The 18,954-nt window shown below is 58.3% G+C and carries 19 protein-coding genes; 15 read left to right on the top strand and 4 right to left on the bottom strand.

Going from position 1 to position 18,954, the window contains the following annotated elements:
* Nucleotides 1–75: 75 nt before the first annotated feature.
* Complete coding sequence (locus BLU25_RS20150; RefSeq protein WP_016779694.1) at nt 76–678, bottom strand: peroxiredoxin; 603 nt, start codon at nt 676–678, stop codon at nt 76–78.
* Between the two features lie 219 nt (nt 679–897).
* Between BLU25_RS20150 and BLU25_RS20145 the strand changes: the two genes are divergently transcribed.
* Complete coding sequence (locus tag BLU25_RS20145) at nt 898–1,116, top strand: bacterioferritin-associated ferredoxin (RefSeq protein WP_016779693.1); 219 nt, start codon at nt 898–900, stop codon at nt 1,114–1,116.
* A gap of 198 nt (nt 1,117–1,314) precedes the next feature.
* Nucleotides 1,315–1,785: a bacterioferritin gene (gene bfr / locus BLU25_RS20140; protein ID WP_016779692.1), complete on the top strand. Its 471-nt coding sequence runs from the start codon at nt 1,315–1,317 to the stop codon at nt 1,783–1,785.
* 90 nt (nt 1,786–1,875) lie between these two features.
* On the opposite strand, the gene grxD is transcribed toward bfr, so the two are convergent.
* Nucleotides 1,876–2,217: a Grx4 family monothiol glutaredoxin gene (gene grxD, locus BLU25_RS20135; protein WP_016779691.1), complete on the bottom strand. Its 342-nt coding sequence runs from the start codon at nt 2,215–2,217 to the stop codon at nt 1,876–1,878.
* A 389-nt stretch (nt 2,218–2,606) separates the two neighbouring features.
* On the opposite strand from grxD, the gene argF reads away from it, so the two are divergent.
* Together argF and BLU25_RS20125 are read left to right on the top strand one after the other, a co-directional pair.
* Complete coding sequence (gene argF, locus BLU25_RS20130; protein WP_029611270.1) at nt 2,607–3,527, top strand: ornithine carbamoyltransferase; 921 nt, start codon at nt 2,607–2,609, stop codon at nt 3,525–3,527.
* Entirely contained in the window at nt 3,524–4,633 is a 1,110-nt protein-coding gene (locus BLU25_RS20125; protein ID WP_083369802.1) for an ABC transporter ATP-binding protein, read from the top strand. The genes argF and BLU25_RS20125 overlap by 4 nt, the downstream gene beginning before the upstream one ends.
* A 16-nt stretch (nt 4,634–4,649) precedes the next feature.
* Here the strand turns inward: BLU25_RS20125 and ybaK are convergent, their stop codons facing one another.
* Nucleotides 4,650–5,120 carry a Cys-tRNA(Pro) deacylase gene (gene ybaK / locus BLU25_RS20120; RefSeq protein ID WP_016779689.1) on the bottom strand — a complete coding sequence of 157 codons (471 nt, stop codon included), beginning with the start codon at nt 5,118–5,120 and terminating at the stop codon, nt 4,650–4,652.
* Between the two features lie 369 nt (nt 5,121–5,489).
* Here ybaK and BLU25_RS20115 point away from each other — a divergent pair, with 369 nt between their 5' ends.
* From BLU25_RS20115 to BLU25_RS20065, 11 genes are all read left to right on the top strand, one after another.
* Nucleotides 5,490–6,341, top strand: a complete 852-nt coding sequence (locus tag BLU25_RS20115) for an MIP/aquaporin family protein (RefSeq protein WP_016779688.1) — start codon at nt 5,490–5,492, stop codon at nt 6,339–6,341.
* A gap of 89 nt (nt 6,342–6,430) precedes the next feature.
* Nucleotides 6,431–7,936, top strand: coding sequence for a glycerol kinase GlpK (glpK, locus tag BLU25_RS20110; protein WP_016779687.1), 1,506 nt, complete (start codon nt 6,431–6,433; stop codon nt 7,934–7,936).
* A gap of 124 nt (nt 7,937–8,060) precedes the next feature.
* Nucleotides 8,061–8,816 (top strand): DeoR family transcriptional regulator, encoded by a 756-nt coding sequence (locus BLU25_RS20105; protein WP_016779686.1) that lies wholly within the window; start codon nt 8,061–8,063, stop codon nt 8,814–8,816.
* A gap of 273 nt (nt 8,817–9,089) precedes the next feature.
* Nucleotides 9,090–10,628: a glycerol-3-phosphate dehydrogenase gene (gene glpD, locus BLU25_RS20100; protein WP_016779685.1), complete on the top strand. Its 1,539-nt coding sequence runs from the start codon at nt 9,090–9,092 to the stop codon at nt 10,626–10,628.
* A gap of 317 nt (nt 10,629–10,945) precedes the next feature.
* Nucleotides 10,946–11,875 (top strand): glutamate/aspartate ABC transporter substrate-binding protein, encoded by a 930-nt coding sequence (locus BLU25_RS20095; protein WP_016779684.1) that lies wholly within the window; start codon nt 10,946–10,948, stop codon nt 11,873–11,875.
* Nucleotides 11,876–12,077: 202 nt separating this feature from the next.
* The gene (locus BLU25_RS20090; protein ID WP_016779683.1) at nt 12,078–12,824 is read left to right on the top strand and encodes an amino acid ABC transporter permease; all 747 of its coding nucleotides are present in this window, start codon (nt 12,078–12,080) and stop codon (nt 12,822–12,824) included.
* On the top strand, nt 12,824–13,498 hold the full coding sequence (locus tag BLU25_RS20085) for an amino acid ABC transporter permease (RefSeq protein ID WP_016779682.1): 675 nt from the start codon (nt 12,824–12,826) through the stop codon (nt 13,496–13,498). The genes BLU25_RS20090 and BLU25_RS20085 overlap by 1 nt, the downstream gene beginning before the upstream one ends.
* Entirely contained in the window at nt 13,495–14,229 is a 735-nt protein-coding gene (locus tag BLU25_RS20080) for an amino acid ABC transporter ATP-binding protein (RefSeq protein ID WP_016779681.1), read from the top strand. Before BLU25_RS20085 ends, BLU25_RS20080 begins: the two co-directional genes overlap by 4 nt.
* Nucleotides 14,230–14,397: 168 nt before the next feature.
* Nucleotides 14,398–16,302, top strand: coding sequence for a two-component sensor histidine kinase AauS (aauS, locus tag BLU25_RS20075; RefSeq protein WP_083369801.1), 1,905 nt, complete (start codon nt 14,398–14,400; stop codon nt 16,300–16,302).
* Between the two features lie 44 nt (nt 16,303–16,346).
* Nucleotides 16,347–17,624, top strand: a complete 1,278-nt coding sequence (gene aauR / locus BLU25_RS20070; protein ID WP_228795929.1) for a two-component response regulator AauR — start codon at nt 16,347–16,349, stop codon at nt 17,622–17,624.
* Nucleotides 17,625–17,632: 8 nt separating this feature from the next.
* Nucleotides 17,633–17,959, top strand: a complete 327-nt coding sequence (locus BLU25_RS20065; protein WP_169845903.1) for a GlpM family protein — start codon at nt 17,633–17,635, stop codon at nt 17,957–17,959.
* A 28-nt stretch (nt 17,960–17,987) separates the two neighbouring features.
* On the opposite strand, the gene BLU25_RS20060 is transcribed toward BLU25_RS20065, so the two are convergent.
* A complete protein-coding gene (locus BLU25_RS20060; RefSeq protein ID WP_016779677.1) occupies nt 17,988–18,746 on the bottom strand; it encodes a MipA/OmpV family protein in 759 nt (252 codons plus the stop codon).
* Nucleotides 18,747–18,954 lie beyond the last annotated feature (208 nt).

Raw genomic sequence — 18,954 nt, 5'->3', positions numbered from 1 at the left:
CTGTCGTAAAGGCTTACAGCGCAGCATAAAAAAACCGGACACTGGGTCCGGTTTTTTTATGCCTGAAACTGACGATTACAGCTGGTCAGCATTCTCGGTCAGGTAAGCAGCAACGCCTGCAGTCGAAGCAGTCATGCCCTTGTCACCTTTTTTCCAGTTGGCCGGGCAAACTTCGCCGTGCTCTTCGTGGAATTGCAGGGCATCAACCAGACGCAGCAGCTCGTCCATGTTGCGGCCCAGTGGCAGGTCGTTGACGATCTGCGAGCGTACAACACCCTTGTCGTCGATCAGGAACGCGCCGCGCAGCGCAACGCCGCCTTCGGTTTCAACGTCGTAAGCCTTGCAGATGGCGTGGTTGATGTCGGCAGCCATGGTGTATTTCACCTGGCCGATGCCGCCATTGTTCACCGGGGTGTTGCGCCATGCGTTGTGAGTGAAATGGGAGTCGATGGACACGGCAACCACTTCAACGTTACGCGCCTGGAAATCAGGGATGCGGTGATCCAGAGCGATCAGCTCGGACGGGCAAACGAAAGTGAAGTCCAGCGGGTAGAAGAACACCAGGCCATATTTGCCTTTGATGGCGGTGGACAGCGTGAAGCCGTCAACGATTTCGCCATTGCCAAGTACGGCGGCGACGGTGAAGTCTGGGGCTTGTTTGCCTACGAGTACGCTCATTGGATATCTCCTGGTGTGCTGCATGAAAATGACCGGCCATCATACACCGCTCGTCGGATCGGGCCTTAACCCTTTTTCAGGGTCCAAAAACCCGACACCCCAGACCGTTCGTCAGCACAGTGCGCAAGCCCCTCAATTGAGACTCAAGGTACTTTGACAATCATTCTCGTTAACATTAAGATCTGCTCATTGAATCCCAACCAGCGATGGTTCTTATTTATGTACGTTTGCCTTTGCACTGGCGTCACCGATGGAAAAATCCGCGACGCAATCTATGACGGTTGCTGCAGCTACCGTGAAGTGCGCGAAGCGACAGGTGTTGCCAGCCAATGCGGCAAATGTGCCTGCCTGGCCAAGCAAGTGGTTCGTGAAACCCTCTCCTCGCTGCAAGCCAGCCAGGCCGTGATGAGTTTCCCGGCAGAATTTTCAGTCGCCTGATTAACAAATTCCAAAGAACCGGACATAGCGTCCGGTTTTTTTATGCCCAAAATTCAAGTGCTTAGCTTCAAGACGCGGAACACAAACATTCTTATTCCGATTAATTTTCATTTATTATTCAAATACTTAGGTTTGACAGTCTGCCAGGTGCGGATCAAACTCTGCCCTATATACAGTTAATTAAGGCAGGCCCCAGCCATGAAAGGCGACATTTCAGTTATTCAGCACCTCAACAAAATTCTCGGCAACGAACTGGTGGCAATCAACCAATACTTCCTGCATGCCCGCATGTATCAGGATTGGGGCCTGGAGAAGTTGGGCGCGCATGAGTACCACGAGTCCATCGACGAGATGAAGCACGCGGACAAGCTGATCAAACGCATCCTGTTCCTGGAAGGCCTGCCAAACGTACAGGACCTGGGCAAGCTGCATATCGGCGAGCACACCAAGGAAATGCTGGAGTGTGACCTGCGCATCGAGAAGACCGGCCATGCCGACCTCAAGGCCGCCATTGCCCATTGTGAAGTTGTCGGTGACTTTGGCAGCCGCGAAATGCTCGAAGATATTCTTGAGTCGGAAGAAGAACATATCGACTGGCTGGAAACCCAGTTGGGCCTGATCGACAAAGTGGGTATTGAGAATTACCTGCAATCGCAAATGGGCGAGTAACTAATCCCCATTAAAAAGCCCCGCCCTGTTCATCACAGTGGCGGGGCTTTTTATGCGTGTTACATAAAGACTGTAACTACGCGACTGATATCAAGCTTCAGTCTTGTTTGCAGCGGCTTTCTCGACAGCTTCTTTGATCAGAGCCTGCAAAGAACCATCGGCGGCCATTTCAGCCATGATGTCGCTACCGCCAACCAACTCACCACCTACCCACAGTTGCGGGAACGTCGGCCAGTTGGCGTACTTTGGCAGGTTGGCGCGGATTTCCGGGTTCTGCAGGATGTCCACGTAAGCGAACTTCTCGCCACAGCCCATCACTGCCTGAGCAGCCTTGGCCGAAAAGCCGCACTGCGGGGCATTCGGGGAGCCTTTCATGTAGAGCAGAATGGTGTTGTTGGCAATCTGGTCTTTAATAGTTTCGATGATATCCATGGAGCACCTCGGCTGAACTTTCCGACGCAGATGTCGGCACGGTGGCGCATTGTAACGGAAAGCCGAGCGTCACGCTCGGTCTCCCCGACAGACAATAGTCTGCCCCTCATCACTCTACAAATCCCCCCTCGCAATTGCCAAGCAGCGCTGCGGCAGTGTACAAATGGGCAGCTGAGGTAAGGCAAATTGCCTGATGTGGCTGATGCAGCGCAAGACCCGCTCACACCTCTCAACACATGACCCTTGTTGGCAAGACGCGACATTTCCTTATAAGATCGCGCCTTCCCCTATTTCGTCGCCGCGTGCGGCTTTCGCCGCAGGTCTCGCCCGTTTTTCCGAAAACTCCGGCTTTGAGCATCTGCGATCGTTGCAATAAAAGGTAGTTAATGATGAGCGCAAGGCACTTTCTCTCCCTGATGGATTGCACTCCCGAAGAGCTAGTCAGCGTGATTCGTCGCGGTATCGAGCTGAAGGACCTGCGCCAGCGCAGCGTGCTGTTCGAACCTCTGAAAGGTCGCGTACTGGGCATGATTTTCGAAAAGTCATCAACCCGTACCCGCCTGTCATTTGAAGCCGGCATGATCCAGCTCGGTGGCCAGGCCATTTTCCTCTCGCCTCGCGATACCCAGCTTGGCCGCGGCGAGCCGATCGGCGATTGCGCCATCGTGATGTCGCGCATGCTCGACGCCGTCATGATCCGCACCTTCGCCCACAGCACCCTGACCGAGTTTGCGGCCAATTCCCGCGTACCGGTTATCAATGGTCTGTCGGATGATCTGCACCCATGCCAGTTACTGGCCGACATGCAAACCTTCCTTGAGCACCGCGGATCGATCAAAGGCAAAACCGTTGCCTGGATCGGCGACGGCAACAACATGTGCAACAGCTATATAGAGGCCGCCATCCAGTTTGACTTCAACCTGCGTGTGGCCTGCCCCGAAGGCTATGAGCCCAACCCAGAATTCGTGGCCCTGGCAGGCGAGCGCGTAACCATCGTGCGCGACCCGCGTGATGCCGTGATTGGCGCTCATCTGGTCAGCACCGACGTGTGGACATCGATGGGCCAGGAAGAAGAAACCGCCAAGCGCCTTGAGTTGTTCGCTCCCTACCAGGTCAACCGCGCCCTGCTCGACCTGGCGGCCGACGATGTGCTGTTCATGCACTGCCTGCCGGCGCACCGTGGCGAAGAGATCAGCCTCGACCTGCTGGACGATCCACGCTCCGTGGCTTGGGACCAGGCCGAAAACCGCCTGCATGCGCAGAAAGCGCTGCTCGAATTCCTTGTCCAACCGGCGTACCAACCCGCATGAGTCAGCCGCTATTGCTTAACCTTCGTGATCTGGCCTGTGGTTATCAGGGCCAGAGCGTGGTGCAGAACCTCAACCTGCACCTCAATGCCGGCGATATTGGCTGTCTGCTGGGCTCGTCGGGCTGTGGCAAAACCACTACCTTGCGCGCTATTGCCGGTTTTGAACCCGTACACCAGGGCGAAATCAGCCTGGCAGGCGAAGTGATCTCCAGCGCCGGCTTCACATTGGCACCCGAGAAGCGCCGTATCGGCATGGTGTTTCAGGACTACGCCCTGTTCCCGCACCTGAGCGTGGCTGACAACATTGCCTTCGGCATTCGCAAGCATCCGAACAAAGACCGGGTGACCGAAGAGCTGCTTGAGCTGGTCAACCTCAAAAACCTCGGCAAGCGCTTCCCCCACGAGTTATCCGGTGGCCAGCAACAACGCGTTGCCCTCGCCCGCGCCCTGGCGCCCGAGCCGCAACTGTTGTTGCTGGATGAGCCATTCTCCAACCTGGATGGCGAGCTGCGCCGCAAGCTCAGCCACGAAGTGCGCGATATCCTGAAAGCCCGTGGCACCAGTGCCATTTTGGTGACACACGATCAGGAAGAAGCCTTCGCTGTCAGCGACCATGTTGGCGTGTTCAAGGAAGGCCGTCTTGAGCAGTGGGATACGCCCTACAACCTCTACCATGAACCTCAGACGCCCTTTGTGGCGAGCTTTATCGGCCAGGGCTACTTTATTCGCGGTCAGTTGCTCACACCCGAGTCGGTACAAACTGAACTGGGGGTCTTGCGTGGCAACCGTGCCTACACCTGGCCAACGGGCGGTGCAGTGGATGTATTGCTGCGCCCGGACGATATCGTCTACGCACCCGACAGCGATTTGAAAGCGCGGATCATCGGCAAGACCTTCCTCGGCGCATCGACCCTGTATCGCCTGCAACTGCCCACAGGCAGCCAGCTGGAGTCGATTTTCCCGAGCCATGCCGACCACTTGCCGGGAACGGACGTAGGCATTCGCGTGGCCGCCGAGCACCTGGTCATGTTTCAAACCAGCGGCAGCATCGCGGCGCAAATTCCTCAATCCGAATCAGGTGTAAGGCGTTTCAGCGCAGCGCATTAAAAACCAGTGGTAGCGCTTACGCCCTGCCTACTTCTGCGAACGTTGCCTGCGTGTGCTCTGCCAGCACCGCAGGCGCCAGTTCCACCTCAAGCCCGCGTCGTCCGGCGCTGACATAAATAGTCGAAAAGCCCTCGGCACTTTTATCAATAAAAGTACGCAGGCGCTTCTTTTGCCCCAGCGGGCTGATCCCGCCCAGCAGATACCCGGTTGCTCGCTGAGCAGCCGCAGGGTCGGCCATTTCGACTTTCTTCACCCCGGCAGCATGGGCCAGCGCTTTCAGATCAAGACTTCCGACGACCGGTACAACAGCCACCAGCAACTCGCCCTTTTCACTGCTGGCCAACAGCGTCTTGAACACTTGTGCCGGCTCCAGCCCGAGCTTCTCTGCAGCCTCAAGGCCATAGGAAGCCGCCTTGGGGTCATGTTCATAGCTATGTACCCGATGTTCGGCGCGAACTTTTTTCAGCAGATCCAGCGCAGGCGTCATGGCAGCTCCAGTCTTGAATGAGTGTAGGAAAACCGATGGCCAATTTTAGGCTATTAACCGGTAAAAAGGCGCTGGCACGGGGCTTTGCGGCGTATTTTTAGCTGAAACGTTGCAAGCACGCCTACCAATTTGTAGTGTTTTCTTACATAAAAACCAATACCAAATCACGCTTCTGTAGTCAGAATATGAATGCCCGTTCACTTTCGACCTTTGACAGCAGTGTTTCTTGTCTATATTTTTTCGAATCTGAATATACTCACACGACTTTGCCTGACCGCATAAAATGCCAAAACGCAACTTACGGTCCTGGCTCAGACGCACTGCCACCCTGATTGATGACGTCAAAAAACAACAATAACGAGGTTTTACATGTCGACTGCATCGCAGCACCCCACACTTTCAGGCCAGTGCCTGGCCGAGTTTCTCGGCACCGCACTTTTGATCTTCTTCGGTACCGGTTGCGTTGCAGCCCTCAAGGTCGCGGGCGCAAGTTTTGGCTTATGGGAAATCAGCATCATCTGGGGCATTGGCGTCAGCATGGCGATTTACCTGACGGCAGGCGTTTCCGGGGCACACCTGAACCCGGCAGTCAGCATCGCGCTGTGCCTGTTCACCGACTTTGAAAAACGCAAACTGCCTTTCTACATCCTTGCCCAGGTCGCGGGAGCCTTCTGCGCCGCGGCGTTGGTTTACACGCTCTACAGCAACCTGTTCTTCGATTACGAACAAGCCCACCAAATGGTTCGCGGCAGTCAGGAAAGCCTGGAATTGGCGTCGGTATTCTCCACCTACCCTCACCCATCGCTGACAACCCTGCAGGCCTTCCTCGTCGAGGTGGTGATTACCGCTATCCTTATGGGCGTCATCATGGCCCTGACCGATGACAAGAACGGCTTGCCGCGCGGTGCCCTGGCGCCGTTGCTGATCGGCTTGCTGATCGCGGTCATCGGCAGCTCGATGGGGCCACTGACCGGTTTTGCGATGAACCCTGCGCGTGATTTCGGCCCCAAGCTGATGACTTTCTTCGCTGGCTGGGGTCAAGTTTCGTTCACCGGCGGGCGCGATATTCCTTATTTCCTGATTCCGATTTTTGCACCGATTGTTGGCGCCTGCCTGGGCGCAGCGATCTATCGCGGGCTGATTGCGCGCCACTTGCCTGATGTAGCCCCTGCGGCTGCAGCCACCGAGACTGCAGCACAGGTGAAAACCCAGGCATCCTGACACCCGATCATGAAACGGGGCGCCCAAGACCTACTGCCCGTTACTTGTCGGGCGCCCGCAACCTCCCTCATTCTGCAAGGCACTTCCAAATGACCGATATTCAGAATAAGAACTACATTATTGCGCTGGACCAAGGCACCACCAGTTCGCGAGCGATCATCTTTGATCGTGACGCCAACGTGGTGTGTACGGCGCAACGCGAATTCCAGCAGCACTACCCGCAACCGGGCTGGGTCGAGCACGACCCGATGGAAATCTTCGCCACCCAGAGCGCGGTCATGGTCGAGGCCCTGGCCCAGGCCGGCCTGCATCACGACCAGGTTGCCGCCATCGGCATTACCAACCAGCGTGAGACCACTGTGGTCTGGGACAAGGAAAGCGGTCGCCCGATCTACAACGCCATCGTCTGGCAGTGCCGTCGCAGTACCGAAATTTGCGAACAGCTCAAGCGCGACGGCCACGAGCAATACATCAGCGACACCACTGGCCTGGTAACCGACCCGTACTTCTCCGGCACCAAACTGAAGTGGATCCTCGACAACGTCGAAGGCAGCCGCGAGCGCGCACGCAAGGGCGAATTGCTGTTCGGCACCGTCGACAGCTGGCTGATCTGGAAATTTACCGGCGGCAAAACCCACGTTACCGACTACACCAACGCCTCACGCACCATGCTCTTCAACATCCACACCCTGGAGTGGGATGCCAAGATGCTGGAGGTGCTGGATATCCCGCGCGAAATGCTGCCGGAAGTGAAGTCGTCTTCCGAAATCTACGGCCGTACCAAAAGCGGTATCGCCATTGGCGGTATTGCCGGCGACCAGCAGGCTGCACTGTTTGGCCAAATGTGCGTCGAGCCGGGCCAGGCCAAAAACACCTACGGCACTGGCTGCTTCCTGCTGATGAACACCGGCGCCAATGCCGTCAAATCGACCCACGGCATGCTGACGACCATCGCCTGCGGCCCACGCGGCGAAGTTGCCTACGCCCTGGAAGGCGCCGTGTTCAACGGCGGCTCCACCGTGCAATGGCTGCGCGACGAACTGAAGATCATCAACGACGCCCACGACACCGAGTACTTCGCCAATAAAGTCAAAGACAGTAACGGCGTGTATCTGGTACCTGCCTTCACCGGCCTCGGCGCTCCCTACTGGGACCCGTATGCCCGTGGCGCGCTGTTCGGCCTGACTCGCGGCGTACGCGTTGATCACATTATTCGTGCAGCACTGGAGTCGATTGCCTACCAGACCCGCGACGTTCTGGACGCCATGCAACAGGACTCTGGTGAACGCCTCAAAGCCCTGCGTGTGGACGGTGGCGCCGTGGCCAACAACTTCCTGATGCAATTTCAGGCCGACATCCTCGGCACTCAGGTTGAGCGCCCGCAAATGCGTGAAACCACTGCATTGGGTGCTGCGTACCTGGCCGGTCTGGCCTGCGGTTTCTGGGGCAGCCTGGATGAATTGCGCGGCAAGGCGGTCGTAGAGCGCGAATTCGAACCTGCACTCGACGAAGCCAGCAAAGAGAAGCTCTATGCCGGCTGGAAAAAGGCCGTGAGCCGTACCCGCGACTGGGAACCCCACGAAGAAAGCAACTAAGTATGTGCAATGACAACTGCGGGCGCCCTGGGCGCCCGCAGTTGCTTGAGGCACCTGCGAGTAGCAGGCGGCGCATTCCTGCGGCATCATGGGTGAATTTGCTTCGCCGCCCAAAGGAAACTCCATGAATCTGCCTCCACGCCAACAGCAGATCCTCGAACTCGTTCGCGAGCGCGGTTATGTCAGCATCGAGGAAATGGCCCAGTTGTTCGTTGTCACGCCGCAGACCATTCGCCGAGACATCAACCAATTGGCAGAAGCCGATCTGTTACGCCGTTACCACGGCGGGGCGGCCTATGACTCCAGCGTTGAAAACACTGCCTACGCCATGCGCGCCGACCAGATGCGCGATGAAAAACGCCGTATCGGCGAAGCCATCGCCGCCCAAATTCCTGACCACGCCTCGATCTTCATCAATATCGGCACCACCACCGAGTCGATTGCCCGGGCGCTGCTCAACCACAGCCACCTGAAAATCATCACCAACAACCTGCATGTCGCTTCGATTCTGAGCGCAAAAGACGATTTCGAAGTGCTGATCGCCGGCGGCAATGTACGCCGCGATGGCGGTATCGTGGGTCAGGCCAGCGTCGACTTTATCAATCAGTTCAAGTTCGATTTCGCCCTGGTGGGTATTAGCGGTATCGATTCCGACGGCAGCCTGCTGGACTTTGACTACCAGGAAGTCCGGGTTTCCCAGGCAATTATCGCCAATGCCCGACAAACCATCCTGGCAGCGGACTCCAGCAAGTTTGGCCGCAATGCGATGGTTCGCCTTGGCCCGATCACCCTGATCGATTGCCTGGTCACCGACCAGCCGCCCGTGCCGGAACTGGTGCAACTGCTGGCCCAAAACAAGATCCGCCTGGAAGTGGTGTAAGCCTCCCGCGCCCGCCCCTGTGGGAGCGGGCTTGCTCGCGATGGCATCAGCGCAATCTGACAGGTGAATCGCAGCGCCTGCATCGCGAGCAAGCCCGCTCCCACAAAATCAATGTACCCGTACTAAAATGTTCGAAATTCTTCCTTTCACCCCCCTTCGATGAGTTTTTTCAATCGAAGGGTGCTGGCTGTGCGCGCCTTAATCCGCTAATATTTTCGAAAATGAACATTAATGTTCACATTCAAATATGCGTAAAGAACGCGAGGCCACTCCATGCCCCTGACCACCTTGCCTGCCACTCCCCTCGCTGAGGTCTACGACGTTGCCGTTATTGGCGGCGGAATCAATGGCGTCGGGATTGCGGCAGACGCAGCCGGTCGCGGCCTGTCTGTGTTCCTTTGCGAAAAGGACGACCTGGCCAGCCACACTTCCTCGGCCAGCAGCAAGCTGATCCACGGTGGCCTGCGTTACCTTGAGCATTACGAATTTCGCCTGGTGCGCGAAGCCCTGGCCGAACGCGAAGTGCTGCTGGCCAAGGCCCCGCATATCGTCAAGCCGATGCGTTTTGTCCTGCCGCACCGCCCGCACCTGCGCCCGGCGTGGATGATCCGTGCCGGGTTGTTCCTTTATGACCACCTGGGCAAGCGCGAAAAACTCGCAGGTTCCACCAGCCTCAAGTTCGGCGCCGACAGCCCGTTGAAAGCAGAAATCACCAAAGGCTTTGAATACTCCGATTGCTGGGTAGATGACGCACGCCTGGTGGTACTCAACGCAATGGCTGCGCGAGAAAAAGGCGCCCATGTTCACACCCAGACACGCTGCGTCGGTGCGCGTCGTAACAAAGGGCTGTGGGAATTGAATCTGGAGCGCGCTGATGGCAGCCTGTTTTCCATTCGCAGCAAAGCCCTGGTCAATGCTGCCGGCCCTTGGGTCGCCAAGTTCATCAAGGACGACCTGAAGCTGGATTCACCGTACGGTATCCGCCTGATCCAGGGCAGCCACCTGATCGTGCCCAAACTGTATGACGCACCCAATGCCTTTATCCTGCAGAACGAAGACCAGCGGATTGTGTTCACCATTCCGTATATGGATCAGTTCACCATCATCGGCACGACCGACCGCGAGTACACCGGCGCCCCGGCCAAGGTCAGCATCACCGAGGAAGAAACCGACTACCTGCTCAATGTGGTCAATGCCCACTTCAAGCAGCAAGTGAGTCGCAGCGACATTTTGCGCACCTACTCCGGTGTGCGCCCGCTGTGCAATGACGAGTCCGACAACCCTTCGGCCGTGACCCGCGACTACACCCTCGCATTGTCTGGCGCACAGGGCGAAGCCCCGCTGCTGTCGGTGTTTGGTGGCAAGCTGACCACCTACCGCAAGCTGGCCGAGTCGGCCATGGCCCAACTGACGCCGTACTTTACCCAGATCAAGCCAAGCTGGACCGCCAGCGCCACCCTGCCGGGCGGCGAGAACATGACCACGCCAAAAGCCCTGGGCGAGGCCCTTGTCAGCAAGTACAGCTGGCTGGATGCCGCGATTGCCAAACGCTGGGCAATCACCTATGGCAATCGCTCCTGGAGCTTGCTGGAGGGCGCGCAAGGCCTGAGCGATCTGGGCGAGCACATCGGCAGCGGTCTCTACAGCCGCGAAGTCGACTACCTGTGCAACCAGGAATGGGCGCTGGATGCACAGGACATCCTGTGGCGCCGCACCAAGCTGGGCCTGTTCACCACCGCAGAGGAGCAGGCGCATTTGAGCCAGTACATGGCCACCCTTGACCTGAAACACCGCAAGGTACAGGCCGCTTAAGCCGCGTTTACATGGCCTGCAGGCGTGCACCCGCTCCTGCAGGCCTTCATGGCTCCCCCCGCATTTCATTCGGTTTTCCGAACGCACTACCCCTCAATGATTCGGCTTTCCGGCCCAATCATGTCGGCCCGACCCTGATCAAAAAATATAACTCTTTTAAAATCATAAACTTAGACTTAAGTTTCGGGTCTGGCACGACTCATGCTCTACACTCAGAGCCGAATGCTTAAACAGAGCGTTTAGCCTGTTGAGACGTTCTGAGTACAAAAGGGCCCACAAACGGGTTCAATAAAAAAAACAATGTCGAGGAAACATCGATGCGCATCGTTCCGCAACTTTTGGGCGCAGCAATTGCTGCAGCTCTGATTAGCACTCCAGTTTTTGCAGCCGAATTGACCGGCACACTGAAGAAAATCAAAGAATCCGGCACCATCACCCTTGGGCATCGTGACTCCTCCATTCCGTTCTCCTACATCGCGGACGCTTCCGGCAAGCCGGTTGGCTACTCCCACGATGTACAGCTGGCAATCGTTGAAGGGCTGAAAAAACAGCTCGACATGCCGGACCTGAAAATCAAGTACAACCTGGTTACCTCCCAGACCCGCATCCCGCTCGTGCAGAACGGCACCGTTGACGTTGAGTGCGGCTCCACCACCAACAACGTTGAACGCCAGCAACAGGTCGACTTCTCGGTCGGCATCTTCGAGATCGGCACACGCCTGCTGTCCAAAAAGGACTCGCCTTACAAGGACTTCGCTGACCTGAAAGGCAAGAACGTCGTGACCACCGCCGGCACCACCTCCGAGCGCATCCTCAAGGCGATGAACGCCGACAAGCAGATGGGCATGAACGTGATCTCGGCAAAAGACCACGGTGAAGCCTTCAACATGCTGGAGTCGGGCCGTGCTGTCGCGTTCATGATGGACGACGCCCTGCTGGCAGGTGAAATGGCCAAGGCCAAGAAGCCAACCGACTGGGCCGTGACCGGCACTCCACAGTCCTACGAAATCTACGGTTGCATGCTGCGCAAGGGCGACCCGGACTTCAAAAAGGCCGTGGATGACGCCATCGTTGCCTATTACAAGTCGGGCAAGATCAACGACACCTACAAAACCTGGTTCGAGTCGCCAATCCCGCCAAAGGGCCTGAACCTGATGTTCCCCATGAGCGATGAGCTCAAGGCGTTGATTGCCAACCCTACCGACAAGGCAGCAGACGACAAGCCGGCTGAAGAAAAGAAATCCTGATTTCAGCCGTCTGAAACTCCCGGGCGCGAGCCATTGCGCCCGGGGGTGTCGACCACCTTTGGACTAAGCTTCTTATTGCATTAGAGAGCACTCGAACCGCTGGTTATCGAGCGGGTTTTGTGTGCCCGGCGACCCTGCCGGGTGAGAACGGATTCCCTGCAGCAAGTGCTTGTTTATAGACCCACCTGAGGGGAGACCCTGCATGAATTACAACTGGGACTGGAGCGTGTTCTTCAAGTCCACCGGCGTAGGCAGCGAGACGTATCTCGACTGGTTTATTTCCGGCCTGGGCTGGACCATCGCTATTGCTGTTGTCGCCTGGATTGTCGCGCTGATCCTGGGTTCGCTGCTGGGCGTGATGCGCACCCTGCCGAACCGCTTTATCGCGGGCATTGCCACGGTTTATGTCGAAATTTTCCGTAACGTTCCGCTGCTGGTGCAGCTGTTTATCTGGTACTTCCTGGTGCCCGATCTGCTGCCGCCCAACCTGCAGGAATGGTACAAACAGGACCTCAACCCGACCACCTCGGCCTACCTGAGCGTTGTCGTGTGCCTGGGCCTGTTCACCGCCGCACGGGTTTGCGAGCAGGTACGCACTGGTATCGAGGCGCTGCCGCGCGGCCAGGAAGCTGCGGCCCGCGCAATGGGTTTCAGCATGGCGCAGATCTACTGGAACGTGCTGCTGCCCCAGGCCTACCGGATCATCATCCCGCCGCTCACCTCCGAGTTCCTCAACGTGTTCAAGAACTCGTCCGTGGCCTCGCTGATCGGTTTGATGGAACTGCTGGCACAAACCAAGCAGACCGCCGAGTTCTCCGCCAACCTGTTTGAAGCCTTCACCCTGGCCACGCTGATCTACTTCACCTTGAACATGAGCCTGATGTTGCTGATGCGCCTGATCGAGAAAAAAGTAGCCGTACCCGGCCTTATGTCTCTGGGGGGCAAATAATGGACTTCTTCGATTTCAGCGGGATTGTCCCTGCCCTGCCTGGCCTGTGGAACGGCATGGTCATGACCCTCAAGCTGATGGTCATGGGCGTAGTCGGTGGCGTGGCGCTGGGTACCGTACTGGCCCTGATGCGCTTGTCGTCAAGCAAGTGGATGGCCAACCTGGCCGGCGCTTATGTGAACTATTTCCGTTCGATTCCGCTGCTGCTGGTGATTACCTGGTTCTACCTGGCGGTACCGTTCGTGCTGCGCTGGATCACCGGCAAGGACACCCCGATCGGGGCTTTCGAGTCGTGCCTGGTCGCATTCGTGATGTTCGAAGCGGCGTACTTCTGCGAAATCGTGCGGGCTGGCGTACAGGCCATCCCGAAAGGCCAGATGGGTGCCGCCAAGGCCCTGGGCATGAGTTACGGCCAGGCCATGCGCCTGATCATCCTGCCCCAGGCCTTTCGCAAAATGACCCCGTTGCTGCTGCAACAGAGCATCATCCTGTTCCAGGACACCTCGCTGGTGTACACCGTAGGCCTGGTGGATTTCCTCAATGCTTCGCGTTCCAGTGGCGACATCATCGGCCGCTCCAATGAGTTCCTGATCTTCGCCGGTCTGGTGTATTTCATCATCAGCTTTTCCGCCTCGCTGCTGGTCAAGCGTCTGCAAAAAAGGTTTGCCGTATGATCTCGATCAAGAACATCAACAAGTGGTACGGGGACTTCCAGGTACTGACCGATTGCAGTACCGAAGTCAAAAAAGGCGAAGTGGTTGTAGTCTGCGGACCGTCCGGCTCGGGCAAATCGACCCTGATCAAGTGCGTCAACGCCCTTGAACCGTTCCAGAAAGGCGACATCGTGGTTGACGGTACATCCATTGCCGACCCGAAGACCAACCTGCCGAAGCTGCGCTCGCGGGTTGGCATGGTGTTCCAGCACTTCGAACTGTTCCCGCACATGACCATCACCGAAAACCTGACCATTGCCCAGGTCAAGGTATTGGGCCGCAGCAAGGCCGAAGCCACCAAAAAAGGCCTCGAGCTGCTGGAACGCGTCGGGCTGTCGGCACACGCCCACAAGCACCCAGGCCAGCTTTCCGGTGGTCAGCAGCAGCGTGTAGCGATTGCCCGTGCCCTGGCCATGGACCCGATCGTCATGCTGTTTGACGAACCAACCTCGGCCCTCGACCCGGAAATGGTCAACGAAGTGCTCGACGTGATGGTGCAACTGGCCAACGAAGGCATGACCATGATGTGCGTGACCCACGAAATGGGGTTTGCGCGCAAGGTGGCCAACCGGGTGATCTTTATGGACCAGGGCAAAATCGTCGAAGACTGTGAGAAAGAAGAGTTCTTCGGTGATGTATCGGCCCGCTCCGAGCGTGCCCAGCACTTCCTCGCCAAGATCCTGCAGCACTAAACACCCGCTCAGCTCCCACCGGCTCGGGTGGGAGCGGGCTTGCTCGCGATGGCAGCGATCCTGTTTAACTGATCAACCGCGCCGCTCCCATCGCGAGCAAGCCCGCTCCCACAGTGGATCTCCGTGAACGGCCAACCACTGCACAGTGGTTGACTCAAGGCATCTGTGATGAAATGCGACCCCACTCTTTATCGCGGTGCTCCGCCCTCACTTGCCGTGAAACCCCGTCTGCTCCGTCATTTCCTGCTGCCGCTGCTGATCATCCTGCTGACGATCGGCCTGGGTTACGCGGGCTATCGCATCAGTGAACACTTCGGTATTCGCACCCTGAGCGAAACCGGCGAACGCCAGCTGGAACTGCATGCCCGCACCGTCGAGAGTGAACTGGGCAAATACACCTACCTGCCCAGCCTGCTGGAACTGGAATCCAGCGTCTCGCGCTTGCTGGCCGACCCCTCCGTGCAGAACCGGGTCACCGTCAATCAATACCTCGAAGGCCTCAACCGCCGCAGCCGCAGCCGGGCCATCTATGTGCTCGACACCACTGGCCGCGTAATGGCCACCAGCAACTGGCGGGATACCGACAGTTACCTGGGTGAAGACCTGTCATTTCGCGCCTACTTCCAGGATGCCGTGCGCGGCCAGCCCGGACGTTTCTATGGCATCGGCAGTACCTCGGGCGAACCCGGCTACTACCTGGCCCACGGCCTTGAAGAGCAGGGCAAGATCATTGGCGTGGCCGTGATCAAGGTGCGCCTCGAAGCCCTTGAAGAACGCTGGCAACGCGCCCGTCTCGAAGCCTACGTCAGCGACGAGAACGGCATCATCATTCTGTCCAGCGACCCGACCCGGCGGCTCAAGTCAATCCGCCCGCTCAGCGCCGACACCAAGGAGCGCCTGGCCCGCAGCCTGCAGTATTACTGGTGGCCACTTAACGAGCTGGAGCCGCTGGAGCGGGAAAACCTGGCCGACGGTGTCGAAAAAGTCACCTTCGCCAGCAGCAGCGAAGTGGTGACCGACCACCAGGAAGTCAGCTACCTGGCGCAAACCCGCAGGCTTAACGACACCCCCTGGGACATCACCCTGCTCACCCCCCTGCAGGACCTGCGCCGGGAAGCGGCGAATCAGGGAACCCTGGTGGCGGTGGCCTTTGCCTTGCTGGCCTTTTTGCTGATTGCCTGGAACGAGCGGCGCAAAGTAATCGCCACCCGCCTGGCCGCACGCGAAGCCCTGCAAGAGGCCAACAACCAGCTGGAACGCAAGATCACCGAACGCACTACCCACCTGCGCGCCAGCAACGAACGGCTCAAGGGGCAGATTCGCGAACGGCGCCAGGCTGAAGACACGCTGCGCCGTGCCCAGGATGAACTGGTGCAGGCAGGCAAACTGGCCGCCATCGGGCAAATGTCCACCAGCATTGCCCATGAACTGAACCAGCCGCTGGCAGCCTTGCGCACGCTGTCAGGCAATACCGTACGCTTTCTTGAACGGGGCGATCTCAAGGTTGCCGCAGACAACCTCAGCACCATCAACAATCTGGTCGACCGCATGGGGCGTATCACCGCCAACCTGCGTTCATTTGCCCGTCGTGGTGACGATCAAGGCCAGGCCAGCCTGGGCAAGGCTGTCGACGCCGCCCTGCAACTGCTTGCCAGTCGCCTGGAAGAGTCGGGAGTGCAACTGCATCGCGACTTTACTGATGTGCAGCTCAAAATTGATCAGACCCGACTTGAGCAGATCCTGGTCAACCTGATTGGCAATGCCCTGGACGCCATGCAGGGCCAGGCTACGCCGCCGCAACTGTGGCTGACGGGAGAATTCAGCGACGCCAAATACCGCCTGCGTGTGCGCGATAACGGCCCCGGCATCGAGCCGCAAGCACGCAAGCATCTTTTCGAACCCTTTTTCACCACCAAACCCGGCGAACAGGGCCTTGGCCTTGGCCTGACCTTGTCGGCCAGCCTGGCCGCTGCTGCCGGCGGCAGCCTGAGCGTCGAGTTCCCGGTCATTGGTGGTGTCGCATTTGTCCTTCTTTTACCGCTGGTGCAACCCGCCAAGGCCGAGCCGATATGAATAACGACCTGACCGTCCTGATTGTTGAAGACGATCCCCATGTTCTGCTCGGCTGCCAGCAGGCGCTGGCACTCGAAGATATTCGCAGCGAAGGCGTCGGCAGTGCCGAACAGGCCCTGGCGCTGGTGGGCGATAACTTTCCCGGCATCGTTATCAGTGATATTCGCCTGCCAGGGATGGACGGCCTTGAGCTGCTCAAGCAGCTCAAGGGTCGCGATCGCACCCTGCCGGTGGTACTGATTACCGGGCACGGCGACATTTCCATGGCCGTTGGGGCCATGCGTGATGGCGCCTATGACTTCATGGAAAAACCGTTTTCGCCCGAGCGCCTGGTGGACGTGGCCCGACGCGCGCTGGAGCAACGCAGCCTGGCGCGGGAAGTCTGGTCGCTGCGCCGTCAGCTGGCCGAGCGCGACTCCCTGGAGGGGCGCATCATCGGTCGCTCGCCAGCCATGCAACAATTGCGCGAATTGATCGCCAACGTCGCCGATACCTCGGCCAACGTGCTGATTGAAGGCGAAACCGGCACCGGCAAGGAGCTGGTTGCCCGCTGCCTGCACGACTTCAGCCGCCGCCAGCCCCAGCAGTTTGTCGCCCTGAACTGCGGCGGCCTGCCAGAAAACCTGTTTGAAAGCGAAATTTTCGGCCACGAAGCCAATGCCTTTACCGGCGCTGGTAAACGCCGTATCGGCAAGATCGAACACGCCCATGGCGGTACGCTGTTTCTCGACGAAGTCGAAAGCATGCCCCTCAACCTGCAGATCAAACTGCTGCGGGTATTGCAGGAGCGCACCCTGGAGCGCCTGGGCTCCAACCAGAGCATCGACGTTGACTGCCGGGTGATCGCGGCGACCAAGTCCGACCTCGACCAACTGAGCAAGGCCAGCCAGTTTCGCAGCGACCTGTATTACCGCCTGAACGTGGTCACACTGGAGCTGCCACCGTTGCGCGAACGTCGCGAAGACATCCTGCAACTGTTCGAGTACTTCCTGCAGCAATCGTCCCTGCGATTCGACCGCACCGCCCCTGAGCTGGACAACCAGACGGTCTCCAGCCTGATGAGCCACGACTGGCCGGGCAATGTGCGCGAACTGCGCAACGTGGCCGAGCGCTTCGCCCTGGGCCTGCCTGCTTTCAAGAAATCGGGGAGCAACGTAGCCCAGGGGCTGGGATTTTCCGAGGCGGTGGAGGCCTTTGAACGCAACCTGCTCACCGATGCCCTGCAACGCAGCGGCGGCAACCTGACCCAGGCCAGCCAGGAGCTGGGCATGGCCAAGACCACCCTTTTCGACAAAGTCAAAAAATACGGGCTGACACACTAATGGACCTGATACTCAAAGCGGCCCTGGGCGCTGGCGTGGTGATCATTCTGGCGATGCTGGCCAAGACCAAAAACTACTACATTGCCGGCCTTGTGCCGCTGTTCCCGACCTTTGCCCTGATTGCCCACTACATTGTCGGCAAAGGCCGATCGGTGGAAGACCTGAAAACCACCATTGTGTTCGGCATGTGGTCGATCATTCCCTACTTTGTCTACCTTGCCGCGCTGTATGTACTGGTCGACCGCATGCGCCTTGAAGCGTCATTGGCGCTGGCCGCGGTGGCCTGGCTGATGGCGGCGACGGTACTGGTCAGTGTGTGGGTGCGCTTGCACTGACAGCCACCCCATCACCTGCGGGGCAGCGTTAGAACTTGTAACTCACTGCCGTTTGTACTGCTCCCTGATTCACCTCCCCGACCTCTTTGACAATGCTGCTCTGCGCCGCCGAACCCAGCAGATGGGTCAAGCCGGCGCTGGCCACCAATGACCAGTGTTGCGCCAACGGGATTTCAACGTTCTGGGTCAGGGTCAAACTCTGAAAGCCACCCCCCGCCTTGCAGGCTGAAATACCCGACGCTTGCGCCTCAGTGTCACTCACCGCAAAGAATGTCGACATCTGCCGCCCATCCGCAAAGTGCGCTGCCAACTGGCTGCTGCCGACAATGCCCCGCCCCAACGGGTAGCCCAACTCCCCGCCCACCTGCCCCAACAACCCGCCCTGACCGCCTGCACCACCCACTGCCTGGCCAAGCTGCGCGTACACACGCCAATACTCGGCAGAGCTGTACTGCACAAAGCCGCCGACCTGCGCCATGTCCGGCACATCACGCAACCCGCGCAACGAACCATTGGCATTGCGGCCCGACAGGTAGTTGAGAAACGGCCCCGCGCTCCAGCCATCAACCTTCAGGGCGCTCCAGGTCAGGCCATCATCGGTATCGAGGCTGACATCCCCCCAGTCCACATCGAAGTACGGCAGCGGCACTGTCTGATAGCGACTGCCACTGGGATCGTAGGGCTGATAGCCAAACCCAACCCCCGCCTCACCACGCGGGCCGTCCGCAGCCTGGGCGCCGGCCCCCAACACTACGAGCAGCAAAAAAGCACAGACAGAGGTTTTCATGGCCAGGGTTCCACAGGGATTCATGCGCGCATCAATCCCTTTTTCATACCCTTTGCGCAAGCACTGATGTTGTTTGTAGCAAGCTACAAATTTTGTAGCTTCACCCGCCGAAATATTCGTGAAACCCCGTAAACAGGGGGGCCTGGCCGATTGGCACAGTCAATGCAAAGACCTGTCGCAAGCGCAAAAAGGCGCGTCTTTTCGACAG

The organism is Pseudomonas fragi (assembly GCF_900105835.1).
Taxonomy (GTDB): domain Bacteria; phylum Pseudomonadota; class Gammaproteobacteria; order Pseudomonadales; family Pseudomonadaceae; genus Aquipseudomonas; species Aquipseudomonas fragi.
The sequence above is the reverse complement of the archived record's forward strand: the minus strand, read 5'-3'. Positions and strand labels throughout refer to the sequence as shown.

Coding starts and splice junctions, on each gene's coding strand:
- BLU25_RS20150 (WP_016779694.1), bottom strand. CDS start 678: ATGAGCGTACTCGTAGGCAAACAAGCCCCAGACTTCACCGTCGCCGCC.
- BLU25_RS20125 (WP_083369802.1), top strand. CDS start 3,524: ATGAGTCAGCCGCTATTGCTTAACCTTCGTGATCTGGCCTGTGGTTAT.
- BLU25_RS20080 (WP_016779681.1), top strand. CDS start 13,495: ATGATCTCGATCAAGAACATCAACAAGTGGTACGGGGACTTCCAGGTA.
- bfr (WP_016779692.1), top strand. CDS start 1,315: ATGAAAGGCGACATTTCAGTTATTCAGCACCTCAACAAAATTCTCGGC.
- BLU25_RS20095 (WP_016779684.1), top strand. CDS start 10,946: ATGCGCATCGTTCCGCAACTTTTGGGCGCAGCAATTGCTGCAGCTCTG.
- BLU25_RS20085 (WP_016779682.1), top strand. CDS start 12,824: ATGGACTTCTTCGATTTCAGCGGGATTGTCCCTGCCCTGCCTGGCCTG.
- BLU25_RS20105 (WP_016779686.1), top strand. CDS start 8,061: ATGAATCTGCCTCCACGCCAACAGCAGATCCTCGAACTCGTTCGCGAG.
- aauS (WP_083369801.1), top strand. CDS start 14,398: ATGAAATGCGACCCCACTCTTTATCGCGGTGCTCCGCCCTCACTTGCC.
- argF (WP_029611270.1), top strand. CDS start 2,607: ATGAGCGCAAGGCACTTTCTCTCCCTGATGGATTGCACTCCCGAAGAG.
- BLU25_RS20060 (WP_016779677.1), bottom strand. CDS start 18,746: ATGAAAACCTCTGTCTGTGCTTTTTTGCTGCTCGTAGTGTTGGGGGCC.
- ybaK (WP_016779689.1), bottom strand. CDS start 5,120: ATGACGCCTGCGCTGGATCTGCTGAAAAAAGTTCGCGCCGAACATCGG.
- BLU25_RS20115 (WP_016779688.1), top strand. CDS start 5,490: ATGTCGACTGCATCGCAGCACCCCACACTTTCAGGCCAGTGCCTGGCC.
- glpK (WP_016779687.1), top strand. CDS start 6,431: ATGACCGATATTCAGAATAAGAACTACATTATTGCGCTGGACCAAGGC.
- BLU25_RS20090 (WP_016779683.1), top strand. CDS start 12,078: ATGAATTACAACTGGGACTGGAGCGTGTTCTTCAAGTCCACCGGCGTA.
- BLU25_RS20145 (WP_016779693.1), top strand. CDS start 898: ATGTACGTTTGCCTTTGCACTGGCGTCACCGATGGAAAAATCCGCGAC.
- grxD (WP_016779691.1), bottom strand. CDS start 2,217: ATGGATATCATCGAAACTATTAAAGACCAGATTGCCAACAACACCATT.
- glpD (WP_016779685.1), top strand. CDS start 9,090: ATGCCCCTGACCACCTTGCCTGCCACTCCCCTCGCTGAGGTCTACGAC.